This window comes from Sorangium sp. So ce1014 (assembly GCF_051521505.1).
Classification (GTDB): Bacteria; Myxococcota_A; Polyangia; order Polyangiales; family Polyangiaceae; genus Sorangium.
The window spans coordinates 5,214,324-5,235,145 of record NZ_CP150356.1; the positions used below are offsets into that span (position 1 = coordinate 5,214,324).

General features: G+C 70.8%; 18 protein-coding genes. 7 read left to right on the forward strand and 11 right to left on the reverse strand.

The annotated features are described in order from the left end of the window. Nucleotides 1–169 precede the first annotated feature (169 nt). Genes pdhA through WME75_RS19860 form a run of 3 tightly spaced genes read left to right on the forward strand, consistent with a single transcriptional unit; the run spans nucleotide 170 to nucleotide 3,504 of the window. Nucleotides 170–1,147, forward strand: coding sequence for a pyruvate dehydrogenase (acetyl-transferring) E1 component subunit alpha (pdhA, locus tag WME75_RS19850; protein ID WP_437493103.1), 978 nt, complete (start codon nucleotides 170–172; stop codon nucleotides 1,145–1,147). Further along, a complete protein-coding gene (locus WME75_RS19855; protein ID WP_437493105.1) occupies nucleotides 1,144–2,127 on the forward strand; it encodes a pyruvate dehydrogenase complex E1 component subunit beta in 984 nt (327 codons plus the stop codon). The genes pdhA and WME75_RS19855 overlap by 4 nt, the downstream gene beginning before the upstream one ends. A gap of 39 nt (nucleotides 2,128–2,166) precedes the next feature. After that, on the forward strand, nucleotides 2,167–3,504 hold the full coding sequence (locus tag WME75_RS19860) for a dihydrolipoamide acetyltransferase family protein (RefSeq protein WP_437493107.1): 1,338 nt from the start codon (nucleotides 2,167–2,169) through the stop codon (nucleotides 3,502–3,504). Between the two features lie 147 nt (nucleotides 3,505–3,651). Here the strand turns inward: WME75_RS19860 and fxsT are convergent, their stop codons facing one another. The 3 genes from fxsT to WME75_RS19875 all read right to left on the reverse strand — a co-directional run bounded on the left by fxsT (nucleotide 3,652) and on the right by WME75_RS19875 (nucleotide 9,275). Continuing rightward, nucleotides 3,652–6,522 (reverse strand): FxSxx-COOH system tetratricopeptide repeat protein, encoded by a 2,871-nt coding sequence (fxsT, locus tag WME75_RS19865; protein WP_437493109.1) that lies wholly within the window; start codon nucleotides 6,520–6,522, stop codon nucleotides 3,652–3,654. A gap of 147 nt (nucleotides 6,523–6,669) precedes the next feature. Further along, a complete protein-coding gene (locus WME75_RS19870; protein ID WP_437493111.1) occupies nucleotides 6,670–7,746 on the reverse strand; it encodes an ATP/GTP-binding protein in 1,077 nt (358 codons plus the stop codon). Between the two features lie 26 nt (nucleotides 7,747–7,772). Then, entirely contained in the window at nucleotides 7,773–9,275 is a 1,503-nt protein-coding gene (locus tag WME75_RS19875) for an SIR2 family protein (RefSeq protein WP_437493113.1), read from the reverse strand. Between the two features lie 304 nt (nucleotides 9,276–9,579). Here WME75_RS19875 and WME75_RS19880 point away from each other — a divergent pair, with 304 nt between their 5' ends. Beyond that, nucleotides 9,580–10,485 (forward strand): formylglycine-generating enzyme family protein, encoded by a 906-nt coding sequence (locus tag WME75_RS19880; RefSeq protein ID WP_437493115.1) that lies wholly within the window; start codon nucleotides 9,580–9,582, stop codon nucleotides 10,483–10,485. 67 nt (nucleotides 10,486–10,552) lie between these two features. Beyond that, a complete protein-coding gene (locus WME75_RS19885; protein ID WP_437493117.1) occupies nucleotides 10,553–11,497 on the forward strand; it encodes a metallophosphoesterase family protein in 945 nt (314 codons plus the stop codon). A 217-nt stretch (nucleotides 11,498–11,714) separates the two neighbouring features. Here WME75_RS19885 and WME75_RS19890 read toward each other — a convergent pair whose 3' ends face one another. Next, complete coding sequence (locus WME75_RS19890) at nucleotides 11,715–11,921, reverse strand: cold-shock protein (RefSeq protein WP_012236438.1); 207 nt, start codon at nucleotides 11,919–11,921, stop codon at nucleotides 11,715–11,717. 736 nt (nucleotides 11,922–12,657) lie between these two features. Here WME75_RS19890 and WME75_RS19895 point away from each other — a divergent pair. After that, nucleotides 12,658–14,868 (forward strand): ATPase, T2SS/T4P/T4SS family, encoded by a 2,211-nt coding sequence (locus WME75_RS19895; protein WP_437493119.1) that lies wholly within the window; start codon nucleotides 12,658–12,660, stop codon nucleotides 14,866–14,868. 37 nt (nucleotides 14,869–14,905) lie between these two features. Here WME75_RS19895 and WME75_RS19900 read toward each other — a convergent pair whose 3' ends face one another. Further along, the gene (locus WME75_RS19900; RefSeq protein WP_437493121.1) at nucleotides 14,906–15,172 is read right to left on the reverse strand and encodes a hypothetical protein; all 267 of its coding nucleotides are present in this window, start codon (nucleotides 15,170–15,172) and stop codon (nucleotides 14,906–14,908) included. Between WME75_RS19900 and def the strand changes: the two genes are divergently transcribed. After that, nucleotides 15,165–15,677, forward strand: a complete 513-nt coding sequence (gene def, locus WME75_RS19905) for a peptide deformylase (RefSeq protein ID WP_437493123.1) — start codon at nucleotides 15,165–15,167, stop codon at nucleotides 15,675–15,677. The genes WME75_RS19900 and def overlap by 8 nt on opposite strands. An 18-nt stretch (nucleotides 15,678–15,695) precedes the next feature. Here the strand turns inward: def and ribD are convergent, their stop codons facing one another. From ribD to fabD, 6 genes are all read right to left on the reverse strand, one after another. Next, nucleotides 15,696–16,841, reverse strand: coding sequence for a bifunctional diaminohydroxyphosphoribosylaminopyrimidine deaminase/5-amino-6-(5-phosphoribosylamino)uracil reductase RibD (ribD, locus tag WME75_RS19910; protein WP_437493125.1), 1,146 nt, complete (start codon nucleotides 16,839–16,841; stop codon nucleotides 15,696–15,698). Nucleotides 16,842–16,857: 16 nt separating this feature from the next. Then, on the reverse strand, nucleotides 16,858–17,319 hold the full coding sequence (gene nrdR / locus WME75_RS19915) for a transcriptional regulator NrdR (protein WP_437493127.1): 462 nt from the start codon (nucleotides 17,317–17,319) through the stop codon (nucleotides 16,858–16,860). Nucleotides 17,320–17,343: 24 nt separating this feature from the next. Next, the gene (gene fabF / locus WME75_RS19920; RefSeq protein WP_437493129.1) at nucleotides 17,344–18,591 is read right to left on the reverse strand and encodes a beta-ketoacyl-ACP synthase II; all 1,248 of its coding nucleotides are present in this window, start codon (nucleotides 18,589–18,591) and stop codon (nucleotides 17,344–17,346) included. A gap of 127 nt (nucleotides 18,592–18,718) precedes the next feature. Beyond that, nucleotides 18,719–18,967 (reverse strand): acyl carrier protein, encoded by a 249-nt coding sequence (gene acpP, locus WME75_RS19925; RefSeq protein WP_020736512.1) that lies wholly within the window; start codon nucleotides 18,965–18,967, stop codon nucleotides 18,719–18,721. Between the two features lie 143 nt (nucleotides 18,968–19,110). Then, nucleotides 19,111–19,857 carry a 3-oxoacyl-ACP reductase FabG gene (gene fabG, locus WME75_RS19930; protein ID WP_437493131.1) on the reverse strand — a complete coding sequence of 249 codons (747 nt, stop codon included), beginning with the start codon at nucleotides 19,855–19,857 and terminating at the stop codon, nucleotides 19,111–19,113. Nucleotides 19,858–19,863: 6 nt separating this feature from the next. Continuing rightward, nucleotides 19,864–20,805 carry an ACP S-malonyltransferase gene (gene fabD, locus WME75_RS19935; RefSeq protein WP_437493133.1) on the reverse strand — a complete coding sequence of 314 codons (942 nt, stop codon included), beginning with the start codon at nucleotides 20,803–20,805 and terminating at the stop codon, nucleotides 19,864–19,866. Nucleotides 20,806–20,822 lie beyond the last annotated feature (17 nt).

Sequence of the window (20,822 nt, forward strand, 5' to 3'; positions counted from 1 at the left end):
CGTTGTCACGCGGAAAAAACTCCCGTAAAGGAGCCCGGGTAAGCGGCGTCGCTGTCCGGAACGGCCGACGTCAAGCGCCCCTCGCGGGCTCGGCATGTCGCTCACGATCACGCCGACCGCCGCGCTGGCGACTGTCTGGAACGCTGTCCTGCCCCCTGAGATCTCCGCGATGACTACCCTGACAAACGGCGACGATCTCCATCTGTCGCTCTACCGAAAGATGTTTCAGATACGCCGCTTCGAGGAAGAAGCGGCCCGCGCCTACGCGCAGAGCAAGATCGGTGGGTTCCTGCACCTCTACATCGGTCAGGAGCCGATCGCCGTCGGCGCGTCCGCGGCGCTCCGCCCTGACGATTACGTGATGACGACCTACCGCGATCACGGCCTCGCGCTCGCCCGCGGGATGACCCCGCGCGCCGCGATGGCGGAGCTCTACGGCAAGGTCACCGGGTGCTCGAAGGGGCTCGGCGGCTCGATGCACTTCTTCGACAAAGAGCACAACATGCTCGGCGGCTACGGCATCGTCGGCGGCCACATCCCCATCGCCGTCGGGACCGCGTTCGCGTCGAAGTACCGCGGCGAGGACAGGGTCTCGATGGTGTTCTTCGGCGAGGGGGCGGTGAGCATCGGTGACTTCCACGAAGGCATGTCGCTCGCGGCGCTCTGGAAGCTGCCGATCGTGTTCGTCTGCGAGAACAACGAGTACGCGATGGGGACGCCGCTCTCCCGGACGCTCTCGGTCGAGGACGTCTCGCTGAAGGCGCTCGCCTACGGGATGGAGCGCGATCGCTTCAACTCCGAGCACGTCCTCCAGGTGCGCGATCGCCTCGGCGAGGCCATCGCGCGGGCGCGCACCCACTCGGAGCCGACGCTTGTCGAGATCAGGACGTACCGCTTCCGGGGCCACTCGATGAGCGATCCCGGCAAGTACCGGACGAAGGAGGAGCTCGAGGAGCGCAAGAAGAAGGACGTGCTCCTGCGCTCGCGCATCGAGCTCGAGGAGAAGGGGCACAAGGCCGCCCTCGAGGCGATCGATAAAGAGGTGGAAGACGAGATCGCCGATGCGGTCCGCTTCGCCGAGGAGAGCCCCGAACCCGGGCCCGAGGTTCTCGAGCCCACAACCTACGCAGGACCTTTTGCGCGATGACCGTCCTAAGATACCGGGAGGCGGTTCGCGCCGCCATGATCGAGGAAATGGAGCGCGACGAGCGGGTGTATCTCGTCGGCGAGGAGGTCGGGCACTACCAGGGCGCCTACAAGGTGACCGAGGGGATGCTCGATAAGTTCGGATCCAGGCGCGTGATCGACGCGCCGATCACCGAGAGCGGGTTCACCGGCATCTCGATCGGCGCCGCGATGGTCGGGCTCCGGCCGATCGTCGAGTACATGACGTGGAACTTCTCCGCCGTCGCGTTCGATCAGATCCTCAACAACGCGGCGAAGCTCCGGCAGATGTCCGGCGGGCAGCTCACCATCCCGCTCGTGCTGCGGGCGCCGAACGGCTCGGCGCGGCAGGTCGGCTCGCAGCACTCGCACTCGATGGAGCACTTCTACGCGCATATCCCCGGCCTCAAGGTGCTCGCGCCCGCGATGCCCGCGGACGCGAAGGGGCTCCTGAAGTCGGCGATCCGGGACGACAACCCGGTGCTCTTCATGGAGAGCGAGACGCTCTACGGTGTGAAGGGCGAGGTGCCCGACGATCCCGACTTCATCGTGCCGCTCGGGGTTGCCTCGATCGTGCGCGAGGGGACGGACGTCTCGATCATCGCCTGGAGCCGGATGGTGCACGTGGCGCTCGAGGCGGCCGCGGAGCTCGAGAAGGAGGGCATCAGCGCGGAGATCGTGGATCTGCGATCGCTGCGCCCGCTCGACGAGGAGACGGTCGTGCGGAGCGTGACGAAGACCCACCGCGCGGTCGTGGCGCACGAGGGGTGGCCCTACGGCGGCGTCGGCGCCGAGGTCGCCGATCGCATCCAGCGGCTCGCGTTCGACGAGCTGGACGCGCCCGTCCTGCGCGCGACGACGCTCGACGTTCCGATGCCCTACAACGCACGGCTGGAGCAGTACGTGATCCCGCAGGCAGCGCGGATCATCGAAAACGTTCACCGCGTTCTCTACAAAAGCTGACTGAGCGGACGCACATCCCCGATCAAGGTTGATAGACCCATGGCGAAGGTTCTGGAACTGCCGAAGCTGTCCCCAACCATGGAGGAGGGGCAGATCAGTGCGTGGCACAAGAAGGAAGGCGACACGATCGACATCGACGATCTGCTCGCAGACGTCGAGACCGACAAGGCGACCATGGAGTACAAGTCCTTCGATCGAGGGACGTTGCTCAAGATCCTCGTGCCCCCGGGCAGCGTGGTTCAGCTCGGCCAGCCTGTCGCGATCATCGGCAACCCGGGCGAGGACATAAGCGCCCTCGCCGGGGGGAGCGGCGGCGGCGCTCCGGCGCCGCAGCCGAGCGCGGCGGAAGCTCAACCCAAGGGCGATCGCGCGGCGCAGCCGGCCGGCGGCGCCGCGCCGAGCGGCGAGGCGCCCGCGACGACCGCGCCGCCCGCGGCCCGCGGCGACGCGGTCTCGCCGCCCACGCAGCCGGCGGCGCCGCAGCCGTCGTCCGACGGGCGCGTGAAGGCGTCGCCCTACGTGCGCAAGCTCGGCCGCGAGCGCGGGCTCGACCTGACCAGCGTCGCCGGTACGGGTCCGCGCGGGCGCATCGTCGCGCGCGATCTCGAGGGGCTGAAGCCGGCGCCGACCGCCGCGGCGGCCGCGCCCGCCGCGCCCGGCGAGCTCGCTGCGCCGGAGGTGCGGCCGCTCAGCATGATGCGCAAGGCGATCGCCCGGCGCCTCACCGAGTCGAAGCAGACGGTCCCGCACTTCTATCTCTCGATCGACGTCGACGCCGATCCGCTGAACGCGCTGCGCGAGCAGATCAACGCGGATCTCGCGGCGACCGCCGCCGAGGGCGAGAAGCCGCCCAAGATCAGCTTCAACGATCTCCTCGTCAAGGCGTGCGCCATCGCGCTCGTGCGCGTGCCGGAGTGCAACGCGCAGTTCACCTCGGACGCGATCCTCATCCACCGGCGCGTCGACATCTCGGTGGCGGTCGCCGTCCCCGAGGGCCTCGTCACCCCGGTCGTGCGCGACGTCGACCGCAAGCAGGTGCTCGATATCGCCGCCGAGGTGCGCGAGCTCGCCGGGCGGGCCAAGGCGAAGAAGTTGCGGCCCGAGGAGATGGCGAACGGGACGTTCTCGATCTCGAACCTGGGCATGTACGGGATCGACAACTTCGGGGCCGTCATCAACCCCCCGGAGGGCGCGATCCTCGCCGTGGGTCAGGTCCGCCGCGAGCCCGTCGTGCGCGGCGAGCAGGTCGTGCCGGGCCGCCGCTTGGGCATGACGCTCTCCTGCGATCACCGCGTCGTCGACGGCGCGGTCGGCGCGACCTTCCTCAAGGTCCTGCGCCAGCTGCTGGAGCACCCGACGCAGATCCTGATCGGCTAGCCGTCTACACTTTCACTGCCAGAGAACCGCCAGGATGCAGAGGACGCCGGGGAGCTCCCGGCGTCCCCATGCGCAGCGCGCGCTGGCCTCACCGCCGCGGGCGCGCACCGACCTCACCGTCGCGGCGCACGACCGCCCCGCTTCTGCTCAGGTAGCCTCGGCGCTGCTCCCGAGCGCGTCGCCGAGGCGCGCCAGGTTCCGCGAGAAGATCTGCACCGACGGGTGCGACGGCCCGAGCGCCTTCGTGGCGATCGCCACCGCGCGCTCGATCTGCTGCCAGGCGCCCGATAGATCGCCGAGCGCCTGCAGCACGCGCCCGAGGTTGTTCACGATGCTCGCCACGACCGGGTGATCCGGGCCGTAGGTGGCCTGCGCGATGCCGAGCGCCCGCTCCAGCTGCTCGCGCGCCCCGGGCAGCTCACCGAGCGCTTGCAGCACGCTGCCGAGGTTGTTGCAGCCGATCGCCACCGCCGGATGATCCGGCCCGTAGGTCGCCTCGGCGATCCTCAGCACGCGCGCGAAGTTCGCCCGCGCCCCCTCGAGATCGCCGAGATCGCGCAGCACGCTGCCGAGATTGTTGATGTCCCGCGCGACGTCCGGGTGATCCGGCCCGTAGGTGTCCTCGACGATCGCGAGCGCGCGCTCGAAGTCGGCGCGCGCCCCGGCGAGGTCGCCGAGGTCGCGCAGCACGCGCCCGCGGTTGTTCAGCGCCAGCGCGAAGCGCGGGTGGTAGCAGCCGTAGCTGTGCTCGTCGATCTTGAGCGCCTCCTCGAATTGCTCGCGCGCGCCCTTCAGGTCGCCGAGATCGTGGAGCAGCCGGCCGAGGTTCGTGCGCCCGATCGCGACCGTCGGGTGCTCCTGCCCGTAGGCGCGGATGTCGATCGCGAGCGCCCGCTCGAGGTGCACGCGCGCGCCCGCGAAGTCGCCGAGGTCGCGGAACAGCGCGCCCAGGTTGTTGAGCCGGATCGCGACGCTCGGGTCGTCGGGGCCGTACGTCGCCTCGTCGATGGCGAGGGCACGCTCCAGGTGCTTGCGCGCGCCCGGCAGATCGCCCTGATCCATGAGCACGCTGCCGAGGTCGTTCACGTCGCGCGCGACGTCCGGGTGGTCGGGGCCAAAGCTCGCGATGTCGATCGCCAGCGCGCGCTCCAGGTGGGCCCGCGCGCCGCCGAGGTCGCCGAGGTCGTGCAGGACGCTGCCGAGGCTGCGCAGCACGGCCGCGACCTTCGGGTCATCGTGGCCGAACGCCGCCTCGTGGAGCGCGAGCGCCCGCTCCAGATACCCTTTCGCCTCCGCGAACGCCGCGCGCCCCTGCAGGTAGACGGCGAACCGGGCGAGGAGGCGCCCGCGCACCTCCTTCGCGACGTCGTAGGCCTCGGACTGGCTCGCCGCGGCGAGCGCGTGCGGCAGCCAGCGGGCGCAAAAGGGCCACGTCTCCACGTCGTCGCTGCTCTCGGGGAACGCGTGATCGACGAGGCGGACCGCCGCCTCGGCCCACATCCGCCGGTCCTGAGGCGAGAGGCGATCACGGACCACCGCCTGGACGAGCCGGTGCACCGAGAGCGCGCCCTCGTGCACGTCGATGAACGAGTAGCGGCGGAGCGCGGCGACCGCCTCGTCGAGCATCAGCGGATCGCTCAGCGCCTCCGCGAGCGCCGGCGGCAGGTGCGGCGCGGCGTCGGCGAGGCCCTCGCGCGGGATGTCGTCGGGCGCGAGGAACGCGCACAGGCTCAGGAGATCGACGGCGACGGGCGAGAAGCGCTGCGCCTCCTGGAACGCGAGGCCCCAGGTGGTGGCGACCGGCGTCGGGTAATCCATCGGCACGCCGCGGAGCAACAGCTCGCGCTGATGGTCGCCGAAGACGGCGTGGTAGGTCGCGATCGAGGACCTCGTCTCCTTGATGGTCGCCGCCGCCTGCACCAGCGCGAGCGGCAGACCGCCGAGCGTCTCGGCGAGCTTCTCCGCGGCGCGCTCGTCGCTCTGCCCGGTCCGATCGAGCAGGAACTTCACCGAGTCGGCGCGATTGAGCGCCGGCACGGTGAGCGGCGTGGCGATGCCGCGAAAGCTCGGGTTGCGCGAGGTGATCAGGATGTGCCCGGTGCGCGGGTGCGGGAGGTATGGGGCGACGTCCCGCGGGTCGTTGACGTTGTCGAAGACGACGAGCCACTTGTCGTTGCGCGACAGCCACGACCGGACCGCCTCGATCGCGATCCGCTGGTCGGCCTCGTTCTGCTCCGGCAGGTCGAGCGCCGCGGCGAGGCGCGCGAAGTCCTCGGCCATCGTCGCCGGCTCCTCGGCGCGGACCCACCAGACGACGTTGTACTGGCTCGCGTACCGGTGCGCGTACTCCGCGGCGAGCTGCGTCTTGCCGATCCCGCCCAGGCCGCTGATGGCCTGCGTGAGCGCCGCGGGCCCGCCCGTCGTGAGCGCGCTCCGCAGCTCGTCGAGGAGCTGGTCGCGCCCGGTGAAGCTCGGGTTGCGCGGCGGCAGCTTCTTGATGTGCGGCTCGGCGTCGGGCGAGCTCGACTGTCGCCGGGGGGGCGGCCGCTGCGTCGGCGGCTCCGTCTCGCGGACGGCGCTCCGTATCCCCTTCGCGATCTCGGTGAAGGCCTCGCTCTGGTTGGGGTAGCTCGTCACGGGCCGCGCGCGGTTGGGCAGCGGCTGCAGCTTGCCGAGCACCGTCTTCTCCCAGGCGCAGGGCCGCAGGACGACGGGGATGACACGACATTCCCCCGCCTCGTGCCGGGCGATCGCTTCCCGGATCTCCGGCGAGAGCCACGCGTCGGCGTTGAGGAAGTCCGCGCTCACGAGCAGCAGCACGACCCGGGCGTCGCGCAGCCTCGCCGCGAACGCCTCTCGCCGCTCCCTCCCCCCGCCGAGCGCGAAGCCCTGGTACGTCCGGATGACCCCCTGCCGTTTGAGCGCGTCGAGGTGCGTCTCGAGCTTGGGCCGCAGGTCCTCGTCCCTCGGGGAGTAGGAGAAGAACACATCGGCGGGGCTCGTCGCCAAGGCAACCATAGTTCCTCTCGCGGGCCTTAAGGTCTCACGACGGACCTGAAGCGCAACGAGAATACGCGGTCGGGAAAGACCCAGGAAGAGACGGTATATGACGCTCTCGGCGGATACATGCGGGTCGAACCTCCATGGCTGCTTCGGGGGTTTGCCTTACCCCGAATCCGGCTCCGTCCTACCTTCGCGTTCCTCTTCCGTGCTGGGGAAGAACCTGCCGGAAGCCTGGACGATGCGGCGCGCCGCTTCCATCCATTGCCGCCGGTCGTCCCGTCGCAGCTGGTTGCGGACGACAATTTTTACGAGACGATGAACGCTGAGCGCGTGCGGTCGCACCTCGATCAGCGAGTGCAGCCGCAGCATCGCGATCGCGTCGTCGAGCGCGAGCGGGTCGTACTCGTTCAGCGCCCGCCGCGGGATCGCGTCCATCGGCAGGAATGAGCAGAGGCTGAGGAGCTCCGCCGCGGCCTGGTGGCTGAACACCGCGGCGAGCGCGCTCTCCCACGTGGTCGCGACCGTCACCGGGAAGCTGACCGGGCGCTCCAGGAGCGCGGCCGGTCGCTGGCGGAACAGCGCGAGGTACTCCGCGAGCGGGCGCCCGGTCTCCTCAATGTACGCGCCGGCCTGCGCCAGGGCGAGCGGCAGGTCGCCGAGCTCCTCGGCGAGCGCGTCGGCCGACTCCGCGTCGGTCTCGCCCGTGCGCCGCAGCAGGAAGCTCACCGACTCGGCGCGCTCGATGCCGCGGACGGTCACCGTCGTGAGCCCGCGCCAGATCGGATTCTGCGACGTCGTGAGGATGTGGCCTCCCTGCGAGACGCTCGGAACGTAGGGCTCGACCTCGCTCGGGTCGCGCACGCTGTCGAAGAAGAGGAGCCAGCGCCCGCGACGCCCGAGCCTGTTGCGCACCGCCGCGACCGCGCGCGCCGGATCCAGCTGCTCGTGATCGGGCAGCCGCAGCTCGGCGGCGAGCGCCATGAAGGCGGCGTCCATCGTCGCCGGGCTCTGGCCGTCGATCAGGAAGACCGTGTCGTAGGCGCTCGCGTTGCGGTACGCGTACTCGATCGCGAGCTTTGTCTTGCCGGTGCCGCCGAGCCCGCAGAGCGGCGCCATGCCGCGCCTCGCGAGCATGGCGCCGATCTCGGCGAGCAGATCCTCGCGCGCGGCCAGGTTCCGGCTGCTCCACGCGGGGACGCTCCAGATCCCGGGCGGCGGTGGCACCTCTGATTGGCTCACCGGCTGGGCGCCGGTACTCGGTGAGCCTACGGGGGGTTTTGGGTGAGCTGCTCGACCTGCTTTCGGATGCCCTTGGCGATGTCGGTGAAGGCCTCGCTCTGGTTGACCCAGCTCGTCACCGGACGCCCGCCCCGCGGCAGGCTGGCCAGCTTGCCGAAGGGCGCGCCCTCCCAGTCACAGGCGTCGAGGATGACCGGGATGACGCGCGCCTCACCCCGCTCATGACGATCGATCGCCTTCTGCATCTCGACGTCGTAACAGAAGTCCGACGCGAGAAAATCGGCGCTGATGAGCAGGAGGACGACCCTCGCGGTCTCGAGGTGCTCGGCGAGCGCCCTGTCGCGCTCCTCGCCGGCGCCGATCTCGCCGTCGTGCCAGCCGCGGATGACGCCCTTGCGCTTGAGGATGGCGAGGTGCGTCTCGAGCTTGTCGCGCAGCTCGCGGTTGCTCTCCGAGTACGAGAAGAACACCTCGATGGGGCTCGCCGGAGGCTCGGACACCCGGTCGCGCCGCGGAGAGTCGAGCGCCCCCGGCACGGTGACCGCGTCGTCGTACGCGGCCGGGTCGGGCGGGAGATCGTATGCCGGGAAGCCGAGCGGCGACGACGACGGCGGGAGCTCCAGGTCGGGGATCGGCGGCGGGACGATCGAGCGGGAGCGGAGCGGCGCCGCGCGCGGGCGAGGCGCGCACATGCGCTCGAGGATCGCGAGCGCCCTGTCGTGGCTGCCGTCGGCGGTGTCGTAGGGCAGGAGCAGGAACCCCATGTCCACGAGCGTCGCGCGGCGGTACGGCGTCAGGCTCGCGCTCGGGACGATGACGAAGCGGGGCGGCGGCGAGCTGCCCGAGAGCGCGTGGATGTCCGACAGCATCTCGTCGAAGTTGTTGTCGGCGCGCCCGAATCCGATGAAGAGCACGGGGCACTTCGAGAGCACGGCCGTGAGCGACCTGCGCACGTCGGGGGCCGCGATCGACGCGAGGAAGCGCTCGCGCTCGAACACCCAGCTGCCCGGCTCCTTCAGCGTGCCGTGCAGCTTGAGGATGAACCGCCGCCGCCACGCGGCCTCGTCGGTGACGCGCCACATGGTGTCCCACTCGATGCCGAAGGCCCGCTCGAGCAGGTGGTTGAGGTTCGTGGTGAGTACCGCGCGCAGCTTGTCCCGCAGCGCGGCGATCGCGAGCGCGATGCGCGGCGGCTCGAGCCCCTCGTCGTCGAGCGCGTCCTCGACGAACGCGTTGAACTCCGCCGCGCCGAGGGCGTGCTCCGCCGCGGCGAGCGCCTCGCTGTAGCGCTGCGATCGCGCGAGCGACGCGACCTCGGCGGTCACGACGTCGTCGCCGACCTGCTCTCGCACCCTCTCGACGAGCAGGTCGACGAGCTGGCGCCACGTCGGCAGCCCGGCCGCGGCCGAGATGCCTCCCCCCACGAAGAGCACGAGCTCTCCGCTCTCGAACGCCTCATGCAGCTCTTCGATCACCGCGGCGTCGAGCTCCGCGCTCATCGTGTTCGCGTTGTCCATAAGGGTTGACATCGAGCCCCTCGAGTCTATCGCTCCTCGGCGCTCGGCGCACTTTTGCGACGCGTCGCGCTCACCTTCGCGCATGACGCGCGACGCCGCGTCGAGCGCGCGACGCGGCGTCGCGCGCCGCGCGCCGGGCCCAAGACGTCCCAGACGACAGACCGCGTCGCCTCGGGCGCGGTGCCGCCTCGGGCGCAGTGAAGCGCGGTCGGAGCAGGCGGAAACAGTCCGCAAGCCTGGAGCATGCTACGCCTCCGACATGCGTCCGGCGGCTCTCTTTACGCTGGCCACGCTGGCCTCGATTTTCGCAGTCTCTATGATCGGCGTGGCTGCCCCTCCCCCCGCCCGCGCGCGGCGCGCCCCGCGCCTCCCGGCGAGCGCGGAGGCCGCGCTCCCGGCGGGCGCCGGCGGACCGCGCTCGCCCGCGAGCGTCGTCGCGCTGCGCGCGCCCGGCCCACCTGCGGTCCTTGTGCGCGCGGGCAGCTTCACGATGGGATCGAGCGAGATCGAGATCGCGCACGCGGTGACGCTCTGCAAGCTCGAGCCGGGCGGCGATCTGTGCGTCGACGAGACCGAGGCGAGCTTCGCGAACGAGCTCGTACCGCACGAGGTGTACCTGTCGGACTTCTGGATCGACCGCACGGAGGTGACCGTCGCGAGCTATCGCCGGTGCGTCTCGGCCGGACTCTGCACCGAGCCTCCCTATGCGTCCGGCGGGCAGCGGTTCGATCGGCCGGATTATCCGGTCGTGCTCGTCTCGTGGAGTGATGCGCAGCGCTACTGCGCCTGGGCCGGCGGTCGCCTGCCGACCGAGGCCGAGTGGGAGCGCGCCGCGCGCGGCGCGGCCGGGCGTCGCTACCCGTGGGGCCATGTCTACAACCCCTTCCACGCGAACCACGGGAGGCTCTCGTTCGACGAGTTCGACGACGGCGACGGCTTCCTCGAGCTCGCTCCCGTGGGCTCGCTCGTCTCCGGGCGGACCCCCGACGGCATCGACGATCTCGCCGGCAACGTCGAGGAGTGGGTCGCCGATTACTACCATCCCGAGTATCCAGGCAGCAGCGCGAAGGACCCGCGGGGGCCCGACATGGGCGAGGAGCGCGTGCTGCGGGGCGGCAGCTATATCCTGGGGCGGCCTTGGCTGCGCGGCGCCGCGCGAGGGCACGACCTTCCGACGAGCCGCCGGGCATGGCGCGGCTTCCGCTGCGCGCGCGACGCCTGAGCCGGAGCGCGAGCGACGAGCCCGCGCGGCGGTTGGCCGCCGCGCGCGAAGGGCCCATACTGCGCCCGTGAGGATCGCGCACCTCTCTGATCTGCACCTCCTGTCCCTCGAGGGGGCCATCCCGTTCCGGCTGCTGAACAAGCGGCTGACGGGCTACATCAACCTTCGCTTCCGGCGCCGCGCCATCCACAAGCCGCACGCGGTGCACGCGGCGGCGAAGGAGATCCGGCGGCTCGACGTGGACCACGTCGTCATCACGGGCGACGTGTCGAACCTCGCGCTCGAGCGAGAGTTCGTCCTCGTCCGCGACTTCCTGCAGCGCGATCTCGGGTTCCCTCCCGACCGGGTGAGCATCGTCCCGGGGAACCACGACGCGTACACGAAGGGCGCGCACCGCTCGCAGCGGTTCTCGCAGTACTTCGCGCCGTACCTGCGCTCCGACCTCCCGCTCGACGCGCCGGCGGGGCGCGACGACGTCGAGCCCGGCAGCGACGGTGGAGGCTCGGCGTTCCCCTTCGTGCACCTGCGCGGGCCGGTGGCGATCATCGGCCTGTCGACCGCCTGGCCCCGTCCTCCGCTGGTGGCCTCGGGGCGGATCGGCCCGGTCCAGCTGCGCGCGCTGGAGCGCGTGCTGGCGCACCCGGAGGTGCGACGGCGAACGCCGATCGTGCTCCAGCATCACCCCTTCCACAACCCTGCGAGCCGGGCGAAGACCTTGCTGGAGGGCCTGGGAGACGCCGCGGCCGAGGGGCGGTTGCTCCGGCAGGTCAGCCGCGGCCTGCTGCTGCACGGGCACCTGCACCGGCGCATTCACCGGAAGCTGCACACCGAGCGGGGTCACATTGACGCCGTGGGCGCCGCCAGCGCTTCGCTGCTTCACGAGAGCGATGAGCGGATGGCCGGGTTCAACGTCTACGAGGTCGACGACGCGGGCGCGATCAGGGGCATCACCTCGCACCGCTTCGTGCCGGGTCAAGAGGCGTTCCGCGAGGTCCCGGTACCCGAGCGCTGAGCGCGCTCGGCGGCGCGCCCCACCGGAAGCGACGCTCGCCGAGCGCCCACGGGAGGCGGCGCTCCGCCGAGCGCCCCAACGGAGCTACGCGCAGATCATCCGATGCGCGCGGGACCCGCCTTGCGGGCGCGCGATGATCAGGCTCGGAGGTGGGATGGATCGAGCGCAGCGGAGGCGCTGCGCGGGCAGTCCGGTGGGGCGCTGGTCAGGAGGAGAGTCAGGCGGTGGCGCGGATCACGTTGACCGCCTGGAGACCTTTGGGACCTTCTTTGATCTCAAATTCAACGGTCTCGTCCTCGAACAGACGGCGGCGCCCCTCCCCGTTGATCTGCGAATAATGAACGAAGACGTCGGGGCCAGTCTCTTGCTTAATGAAGCCCCAACCCTTCTCATCGTTGAACCACTTTACCTTGCCAACTGCCATATTTCCTCCACTTCAGAGCTCGTCGATACCCGAGGCGCGCAGGCTGGCAGTCGGGAGGAGACCGCGGCTGCGGTCCCTGATTCCGATGCGGGTTTGGCTGCTTGCAGCAAACCCCCCTCGTAGACAGATCCAGCTTGCGCAGGGCGATTGCCCAGCCGCTGGTTGATGTGCATGCGCGGCGACTTCGACGATTCTCCCCGGTCCGAGCGGCGCCAACGTAAACGGCTCGAACCGCCAAGGTCAAGCAGCGATGATGGTTCGGCACGAGCTAACGCGAGGCCGTGCCGCGTCACCGGCAATCCCCGCTTGCAGCAGCTCCCGACGAGAATGTTCCGCCGTACAGCAGATCCTGACGGTGAGTACGGACGCGCGTTCGAATCACGGGCGCGCCGCGCGGCGCGAAGCAGAATTCGCGCGACCGTCAAGATTTGCGCTCTTATCGAAGAGCCTTGTACGTCGGCCCGTGCAGGGCGTCGTGCTCTCCATGCGCGTCTCGAGGTGTCGCGCGGCGGCCGACCTCCCGCGGGCGTCGTGCAGCGGGCGCTGGCCGACGATGGCTCCGCCTGTTCGCCGACGAGCCACCGGCGTTTCCCCGGCGCGAGCGCGCGGCGGCTCGATTTCCGGGACCCGCGCCTCCGCGCGCCGGCTGCGCCGCGCCGCCTGGGCGCAGCCGGCGCGCGCCTGGGCTCGCGCCCGCTCGCCGCCCGGGAGCAGGATCCGAAGGCATCTCGTTGACATGTCTGTTCGAGCTTGCTCGTATGGCGTGGCGAGGGCATCGGGTCTCACCTCCGCCCTGGCCCCGCGAGGCGACGACGAGATGTTCTCGGTGATCATCAGCGAGAAGGGGGGCGCGGAGCGCCGCGAAACCTTCGACCGGACAGAGATCAACGTCGGTCGCGTGCAGGGCAACGACCTGATGCTGCCGAAGGGCAACGTGTCGAAGCGGCACGCTCGGCTGCTCTTCCGCGACGGGCGCTTCATCGTCACCGACCTCAAGAGCACGAACGGCACGTACGTCAACGGCCGGAAGATCGCTCAGGCGACGATCGTTCGCGAGGGCGACAAGATCTACATCGGCGACTTCGTGCTGCGGATCGAGACGGCCGCGGCCGGAACGGCGCCCCCGGACAGCACGGCGCCTCCGGCGCGCGTGCCGGAGGAGACGGGCACGGGCGATCCGGCGCATCTGGCCGACCGCGCGCCGCCGTCCGCCGAGAAGGGGCTGCACCGGTCGGCGCCCCTGCCGCTGATCAACGAGAAGGGCGAGCCATCGCGCACCAGCCAGGGCGTGATCAGCCACTTCCCGCTCGAGAACGATCCGGACGAGTCGGCCGATGCCGCCGCGCCCGTCCCCGGTCCGCCGCGCATCCCCTCGCCTCGCCCGCCCATCGTGCCCGGCGCGCAGGGCGGCGCGTACGCTCCGCCGCTGCCGGTCCCTCCCGCGACGCCCAACGCCTCGCCGGCGCGCGACGGTCGCGCGGCGGTCAACACCGTCCACCCGACCACGCAGATGGCGCGCCCGTACCCGACCGCGACCCCGCTGCCGGGACAGGGCGGAGCGAGCGCCGCCGCGCCGCCGCAGGGCGCTGCGAACATCGCCGTCCACCCCAGCGTGGTCCCCATCCCCAGCCGGCGCGCCATCCCGCCCGTCTCGGACCGGGTCGACCGCGGGCAGGGCGATTCGGCGCAGGCCGTGGCGCACCGCAGGGCGCTCGGGCGCCTCGTGGAGCGGCTCGGCGACAAGGTCGACCTCGCGCCGCTCGACAGCGGAGCGCCGCCGGACGGCGCGCTCGCCCAGCGGATCGAGCAGGCCATCGCCGCCGGCGCGGAGGCGATGCGCGCGGCGGGCGAGCTGCCCTCCGAGATCGACGCCGAGGCGCTCATGGCCGACGCGCACCGGGAGCTCCTCACGCTCGGCCCGCTCGATCGCCTGCTCGACGACGCCGAGGTCGGTGAGATCCAGGTGTTCCGTCACGACCACGTGATCGCGATGCACGGGCGCCGGCGCGCGATCACGGAGGTCGGGTTCAGCAGCGAGCGCGCGGTCGACCGGGCCATCCGCCGGCTCTGCGTGATGGCCGGGCAGCCGCTCGAGGGCGGCGCGAGCTTCGTCGAGCGGACCCTGCCAAAGGGGCGGCGGCTCTTCGCCGTGCTCCCTCCGGCGGCGACCTCCACGCTGGTGATCCGGAAGCCGCAGCGCCCCGATGTCACGCTCGAAGACCTGGTGCGCAACGGGACGATCTCGCGCGCGATGGCCGGGCTGCTCTCTCAGTGCGTGCTCGGGCGCGGCAACCTCCTCGTCACGGGGACGCGGGACGCAGGGACGGGCTGGTTGCTCGGCGCGCTCGCGGCCGCAGCGCAGCCCGACGATCGGTTCGTCGTGCTCCAGGACGAGGACGAGCTCGCCCTCGATCAGCCCAACACCCTGTCGATCGCGCTCGGCAGCACGACGGCCGAGCGGACGCGGGCGGTGCAGGCGGCCGTGCGCATCCGGCCCGAACGGGTCGTGGTGAGCTCGTTCTCGGGCCACGTCGCGGCCGAGATCGTGGATGCGATCGGCGGCGGCATGGACGGCGTGCTCGCGGCCGCCCGGGCGCCCACGCTGCGGCAGGCGGTGACGCGGCTCCCCGCGGACATCGCCGCGACCCGCCCGGGGATCACGCCGGAGGCAGCGCGCGAGTGGCTGGCGTCGTCGTTCGATCTGGCGATCGAGATCGCGCTGCTCCGCGACGGTCGTCACCGCGTGCTCCGCATGGCCGAGCTCGCGGTCGAGAACGGGCAGATCGCCATTCGCGACGTCTTCACGTTCGTGGTCGAGCGGACGGCCGCCGGCGGCGCGCTCGAGGGGACGTTCCACCCTTCCGGGCTGGTGCCGGACATCGTGGAAGACCTCCAGTCCCGCGGGCTCACCGTCGATACGTCGACCTCGTTCCGCAGGAACCGCTAGCTCCGCCCGCCAGAGATCCGACCGGAGATCCGGCCAGCTAACGGCCAGCCAGCACGAGCCAGCCAGCACGAGCCAGCCAGCACGAGCCAGCCAGCACGAGCCAGCCAGCACGAGCCAGCCAGCACGAGCCAGCCAGCACGAGCCAGCCAGCACGAGCCAGCCAGCACGAGCCAGCCAGCACGAGCCAGCCAGCACGAGCCAGCCAGCACGAGAAAGACGGGAAGAACTCTGGCGCGCGCGACGAGAACGTCTTGACGAGCGCCGGCGAGAAACGGAGGTTATGCTGTTGAGCAGCCATGGCCATCCGCACCATCCTCCACTATCCCGATCCGCGACTGCGACAGAAGGCGCAGCCGGTCGGGGACGTCACCCCCGAAATCACGAGGCTTATCGACGACATGGCCGAGACCATGTACGCCGCGCCCGGCGTCGGTCTCGCGGCCACGCAGATCGGGGAGCCACACCGCATCTTCCTCGTTGACATCGCCTCCGACAACGAGCCGAGCAACCTCCTCGTGTTCATCAACCCGGAGATCGTCGGTCAGGAGGGGCAGCAGGTCGGCCCCGAAGGGTGCCTGTCGTTCCCCGGCGTCAGCGAGGACATCAAGCGCGCCGAGAGCATCCGCATCCGCGCCCGCGGGCGCGACGGCGCGACATTCGAGATCGCGGCCGACGGCCTGCTCGCCGTGGCCGTCCAGCACGAGCTCGATCACCTCGACGGCGTGCTGATGATCGACCGGATGGGCCCGCTCAAGAAGCGCATCGTCCAGCGGAAGATGCAGAAGCGCGGCGCCGAGGCGGCGGGCTGACCCGCGCGAGCGCCCCGATCAGCTGCGCGCCGGGAAGGCCAGAGGGCCGCTGACGTACGCGTCGCGGCCGCAGAGCTCCCAGCGCGGATCGACGATCCGGGGCGCGTCCCCCGGCGTGTCCGGGCCGGCCCAGTCGACCGCGCCCGGCCGTCCGCGGGGGCCGAGCAGGATGGGCGCGACGAAGGCGTGCAGCTCGTCCGGCAAGCGCGACGCGAGCAGGCTGCCGGCGAGCTCGGCGCCGCCCTCCACGAGGATGGAGACGATCCCCTGCGAGGCGCAGAGGCGCATCGCGGCGGTCACGTCGACGCGGCCCTCCGCCGAGGTCGGCGCGCGCAGGACGACGCAGCCCGCGTCCACGAGGACCTGCTCCGCCGCCTCGGGCGCGTCGGCGCCCGTGAGCACCCACGTCGGCACCTCCCGCGCCGTCTGCGCGAGGCGCGTGTGGAGCGGCAGCCGGAGCCGCGTGTCGAAGACGAGCCGGATGGGGCTCCGCCCGCCGGGCGCGAGCGCGGCCTCGCGCAGCGTGAGGCGAGGATCGTCGGCCAGCGCGGTGCCGATCCCGATCGCCACCGCGTCGTGGCGCGAGCGGAGCTCTTGCACCTTGGCGCGTGCCTCCGGGCCGGTCACCCACTTCGAGGCCCCCGTGCGGGTCGCGATGCGACCGTCCAGCGACAGGGCGAGCTTGAGCGCGATGTGGGGGATGCCGGTCGTGATGAACTTGGTCCAGGGCGCGATCAGCGCGCGGGCCTCGGCGCCGGCGACGCCGATCTCGACGGCGAGGCCGGCGTCGCCGAGCCGCTGCGCCCCGCCGCCGACCACCCCTGGGTTCGGATCGGGCGCGCCGATGACGACGCGCTTGATGCCGGCGCTCAACACCGCGTCCACGCAGGGCGGCGTGCGCCCCTCATGGTTGCAGGGCTCGAGCGTCACGTAGAGTGTCCCGCCGCGCGCCACGTCCCCGGCCCTCGCGAGCGCGAGCCCCTCCGCGTGCTCCTCGCCGGCGCGCGCGTGGTGCGCGGCGGCGACGACCTCCCCCGCGGCGTTCACCACCACCGCGCCGACCGGGGGGTTCGGCGACGGCATCGCCTTGTGCGCCTCGTCGATGGCGAGGCGCATCATCGCGGCGTCGAACTCGGGATCGGGGGTGGGGAGCTTCGCAGACATCGAAGTGCCGGATCTACTAGGGCGCCTTGGCCTTCACAAGCTTGCCAAGCTCGACCATGAACTGGTCGATGTCCCGAAAGGAACGATAGACGCTGGCGAACCGGACATAGGCGACCTCATCGAGTGTCCGCAGGTGGTTCATCACCCGTTCGCCGAGCTCGGTCGACAGGATTTCCCGCCGCTCGGACTCCTGCGCCTCGCGCTCGATCGCGTCGGCAATGACCTCGATCTGGTCGGTGGACACGGGCCGCTTGTTGCACGCGATCCGCAGCCCCCGCACGAGCTTCTGCCGGTCGAACGGCTCGCGCCGTCCGTCCTTCTTGACGACCGTCGGCAAGATGTCCTCGACGCGCTCGTAGGTCGTGAACCTGCGCTCGCACGACGCGCACTCGCGCCGCCGGCGGATCATCTCACCCGCGCCGCCAGCGCGGGAGTCGATGACCCGGTCTTCGAGATGGCCGCAAAATGGGCACTTCATCGAGACATCCAGCGCGGCGCGCGATCAGCCGTCGAACTGGGAGAACACGAGCGACACGTTCGTCCCGCCGAAGCCGAAGGAGTTCGACATCACGTGCGTCAGGCGGCGCTCGCGGGAGGTGAACGGCACGTAGTCCAGGGTTGTGCACTCGGGATCGGGGTCGTCCAGGTTGAGCGTCGGCGGCACCGCGCCGTGACGCAGCGCGAGGGCGCAGAGCGCCGCCTCGACCCCGCCTGCACCCCCGAGCAGGTGGCCCATCGCCGACTTTGTCGAGCTCACCCAGAGGCGCTTCGACGCCGCGTGGTCGCCGAAGACCTTCAGGATCGCCCGGGTCTCCTCGATGTCGCCCTGGGGCGTCGAGGTGCCGTGGGCGTTGATGTAGTCGATCGCGTCCGGCGCGAGCCTGGCGTCTTCGAGCGCCATCCTCATCGCGCGCTGCGCCCCGGCGCCCTCGGGTGCCGGCTTCGTGATGTGGTACGCGTCGCACGAAGCGCCGTAACCCACGACCTCCCCGTAGATCTTCGCGCCGCGTCTCTTCGCGTGGGAGAGCGACTCGAGCAGCAGCGACCCGGCGCCCTCGGAGCAGACGAAGCCGTCGCGCCCCTTGTCCCAGGGGCGGCTCGCCCGCTGCGGCTCCTCGTTGCGCCGCGAGAGCGCGAACATGGCGCAGAAGCCGCCGATGCCGAGACCGGTGATCGTCGCCTCCGCGCCGCCCGTGAGCATGATCTGCGAGCGTCCCCGGCGGATCCACTCGAACGCCTCGCCGAGGGAGTGCGCGCTCGACGAGCACGCGCTCGTGTTGCAGTAGCTCGCGCCCCGCAGGTCGAGCGCCAGCGCCACCTGTCCGGCGGCGAGGTTCGCGATGACCGTCGGGATGAAATAGGGGCTGACCTTGTGGGGGCCCTTCTCGTGCAGCGTGATCGAGTGCTGGAACAGGTACTCGAGACCACCGAGGCCGACGCCGATGAAGGTGCCGCACTGATCGCGGTCCTCCTCGGTGAACTCGATCCCCGCGTCCTTCACGCACATCTGCGAGGCGGCGATGGAGAGCTGGGCGAAGCGGCCCATCTCCTTCACCTTCTTCTTGGGGATGTACTCCTCCGGGGCGAAGCCCTTCACCTCGCCGGCGAAGCGCGTCGGAAAGACGCCCGCGTCGAAGAGGGTGATGGGTCCGATACCGGACTGACCAGCCAGCAAAGATTGCCAGGTGGCCTGCGTCCCGATGCCGTTGGGCGTGATGAGCCCGATGCCGGTGATGACAACGCGTTCCATGGCTCTTATTGCCCTAGCGCCACCACAGAGGTGAGGACACGTGCTTCGGCGAAGAGCGGACCCTTCGCTGGCTCACGCGCCATCACACCTCCATGGTGACGCCGCGTCCGGTAGGGCGGTAGGGACGCTACTTCTTGGCATTCCTTTCGATGTAGTCGACCGCATCCTGGACGGTCCGGATCTTCTCCGTGTCCTCGTCCGGAATGTCGATCTCGAACGCCTCCTCGAACGCGAGGACAAGCTCCACCAGGCCCAGCGAATCGGCGCCCAGATCGTCGATGAAACTCGCTTCAGGCTTGATGTCCTTCTCGTCGACGTCGAGCTGTTCCTTGATGATTCGCTTTACTTCGGCCGTGATGTCGCGACCTTCAGCCATGGTATTCCTCCCGGGAAAACGGACCCCCTAGTAGCCCATCGCCATGGGCGTTGCACCATCGAATTACCTGCGACCGGCTTTTTCGTGTGCGCCTGGTTTGCCGCTGAGCGGACGCCTGGCTGCCTACACTCCATCCGGCGCGCTCAGACGTACATGCCGCCGTTGACGCGCAGCGTCTCGCCCGTCACGTAGCTCGCCTCGTCGGAGCACAGGAATGCGATCGCCGCGGCGACCTCCTCCGGTCGACCTGTACGCCCGAGTGGGACCATCCTGGTCAGGCCCTCTTTCATCTCAGCGCTGATCGTCGTCGTCATGTCGGTGTCGATGAACCCGGGCGCCACCGCGTTGACGGTGATGCCGCGCCCCGCGTACTCGCGCGCGAGCGACTTCGTCACGCCGAGCAGGGCCGCCTTCGTCGCGGCATACGCCGTCTGCCCCACGTTGCCCATCTCCGCCACGACGCTGGAGAGAAAGACGATACGCCCCGTACGCGCGCGCATCATGACCTTCGTCGCGGCGCGGGCGCACGCGATCGAGCCCTTGACGTTGACGGCGAAGAGGCGATCGAGGTCCTCCTCCTTGATCCGCAGGAGCAGGCCGTCGATCGCGATCCCCGCGTTCGCGACGAGGATGTCGAGCCGTCCGAGGCGCTTCGCCGCCTCGGCGATGGTGGCCTCGGTCGCCTGCAGGTTCGCGACGTCGAAGCCGAGCGCCTCGGCCTTGCCGCCGCGCGCGGTGATCGCCTCGACGAGCGCGCGCGCCTCGGCCTCCCCGCGCACGTAGTTGACGATCACGTGCGCCCCCTGCGCCGCAAGCGCCTCCGATGCAGCCCGCCCGATCCCTCGCGAACCACCCGTGACGATCGCAACTTTGCCCGTAAGGTCGAACATCGATGCCTATGCCTCCGAAAGGAACGCGCTCACGCGCTCAATCCCCGCCATGTCGCTCACGCTGAGCACCTTGATCTGCTTCGTGATCCGCTTCACCAGCCCGGCGAGCACCTTGCCAGGGCCGATCTCCAGGGCGTGCGTGACGCCGTCCTCCGCCATGCGCTCGATCGTCCGCATCCACTGCACGGTGCCGTCGACCTGGCGCAGGAGGAGCGACCGCACCCGCTCCGGATCGACGTTCGGCGTGGCGTCGATGTTCGCGATCACCGGGAAGGCGAGCGGCCTGAGCTGGGTGCGCTCGAGCTCGGGGCGCAGGCGCTCGGCCGCGGGTCGCATCAGCGCGCAGTGGAAGGGAGCGCTCACCTTGAGCGGGATCGCCTTGCCGCCGCGAGCGACGGCGAGCTCGCCCGCCCGCGCCACCGCGCGGCTCTGGCCGGCGATCACGATCTGCCCCGGCCCGTTGTAGTTCGCCGGCGCGACCACCTCGCCCTGCGCGGCCTCCGCGCAGATCGCGAGCACCACGCCCTGATCGAGCCCGATGAGCGCGGCCATGGCCCCCTCGCCCGCCGGCACGGCCTCCTGCATCGCGGCGCCGCGGATCCGGCAGAGCCGCACCGCCTCCTCGATCTCGAGCGCGCCGGCGGCGACGAGCGCGCTGTACTCGCCGAGCGAGTGGCCGGCCGCGTAGAGCGGCGGCTCGAGGTCGGGCAGGTGCTCGATGAGCGCCGCGGCCACGGCGCAGCTCGTGGCGACGATGGCGGGCTGGGTGTTGCTCGTCTGCGTCAGCTCCGCCATCGGCCCCTCGAAGCAGAGCCGCGAGATCGGCTCGCCGAGCGCGTTGTCCGCCCGCGCGAACACGCCGCGCGCCGCCGCCGAGGCCTCCGCGAGGGCCTTGCCCATCCCGACCTCTTGCGCCCCTTGCCCTGGAAACAGCCAAGCGATTTTCACGTTTGCCCTCACTTCCA

Excerpts from the sequence above, each read along its gene's own strand:
- pdhA (WP_437493103.1), top strand. The coding sequence starts at position 170 with ATGACTACCCTGACAAACGGCGACGATCTCCATCTGTCGCTCTACCGA.
- WME75_RS19855 (WP_437493105.1), top strand. The coding sequence starts at position 1,144 with ATGACCGTCCTAAGATACCGGGAGGCGGTTCGCGCCGCCATGATCGAG.
- WME75_RS19860 (WP_437493107.1), top strand. The coding sequence starts at position 2,167 with ATGGCGAAGGTTCTGGAACTGCCGAAGCTGTCCCCAACCATGGAGGAG.
- fxsT (WP_437493109.1), bottom strand. The coding sequence starts at position 6,522 with ATGGTTGCCTTGGCGACGAGCCCCGCCGATGTGTTCTTCTCCTACTCC.
- WME75_RS19875 (WP_437493113.1), bottom strand. The coding sequence starts at position 9,275 with ATGTCAACCCTTATGGACAACGCGAACACGATGAGCGCGGAGCTCGAC.
- WME75_RS19880 (WP_437493115.1), top strand. The coding sequence starts at position 9,580 with ATGATCGGCGTGGCTGCCCCTCCCCCCGCCCGCGCGCGGCGCGCCCCG.
- WME75_RS19890 (WP_012236438.1), bottom strand. The coding sequence starts at position 11,921 with ATGGCAGTTGGCAAGGTAAAGTGGTTCAACGATGAGAAGGGTTGGGGC.
- WME75_RS19895 (WP_437493119.1), top strand. The coding sequence starts at position 12,658 with ATGTCTGTTCGAGCTTGCTCGTATGGCGTGGCGAGGGCATCGGGTCTC.
- def (WP_437493123.1), top strand. The coding sequence starts at position 15,165 with ATGGCCATCCGCACCATCCTCCACTATCCCGATCCGCGACTGCGACAG.
- WME75_RS19900 (WP_437493121.1), bottom strand. The coding sequence starts at position 15,172 with ATGGCCATGGCTGCTCAACAGCATAACCTCCGTTTCTCGCCGGCGCTC.
- ribD (WP_437493125.1), bottom strand. The coding sequence starts at position 16,841 with ATGTCTGCGAAGCTCCCCACCCCCGATCCCGAGTTCGACGCCGCGATG.
- nrdR (WP_437493127.1), bottom strand. The coding sequence starts at position 17,319 with ATGAAGTGCCCATTTTGCGGCCATCTCGAAGACCGGGTCATCGACTCC.
- fabF (WP_437493129.1), bottom strand. The coding sequence starts at position 18,591 with ATGGAACGCGTTGTCATCACCGGCATCGGGCTCATCACGCCCAACGGC.
- acpP (WP_020736512.1), bottom strand. The coding sequence starts at position 18,967 with ATGGCTGAAGGTCGCGACATCACGGCCGAAGTAAAGCGAATCATCAAG.
- fabG (WP_437493131.1), bottom strand. The coding sequence starts at position 19,857 with ATGTTCGACCTTACGGGCAAAGTTGCGATCGTCACGGGTGGTTCGCGA.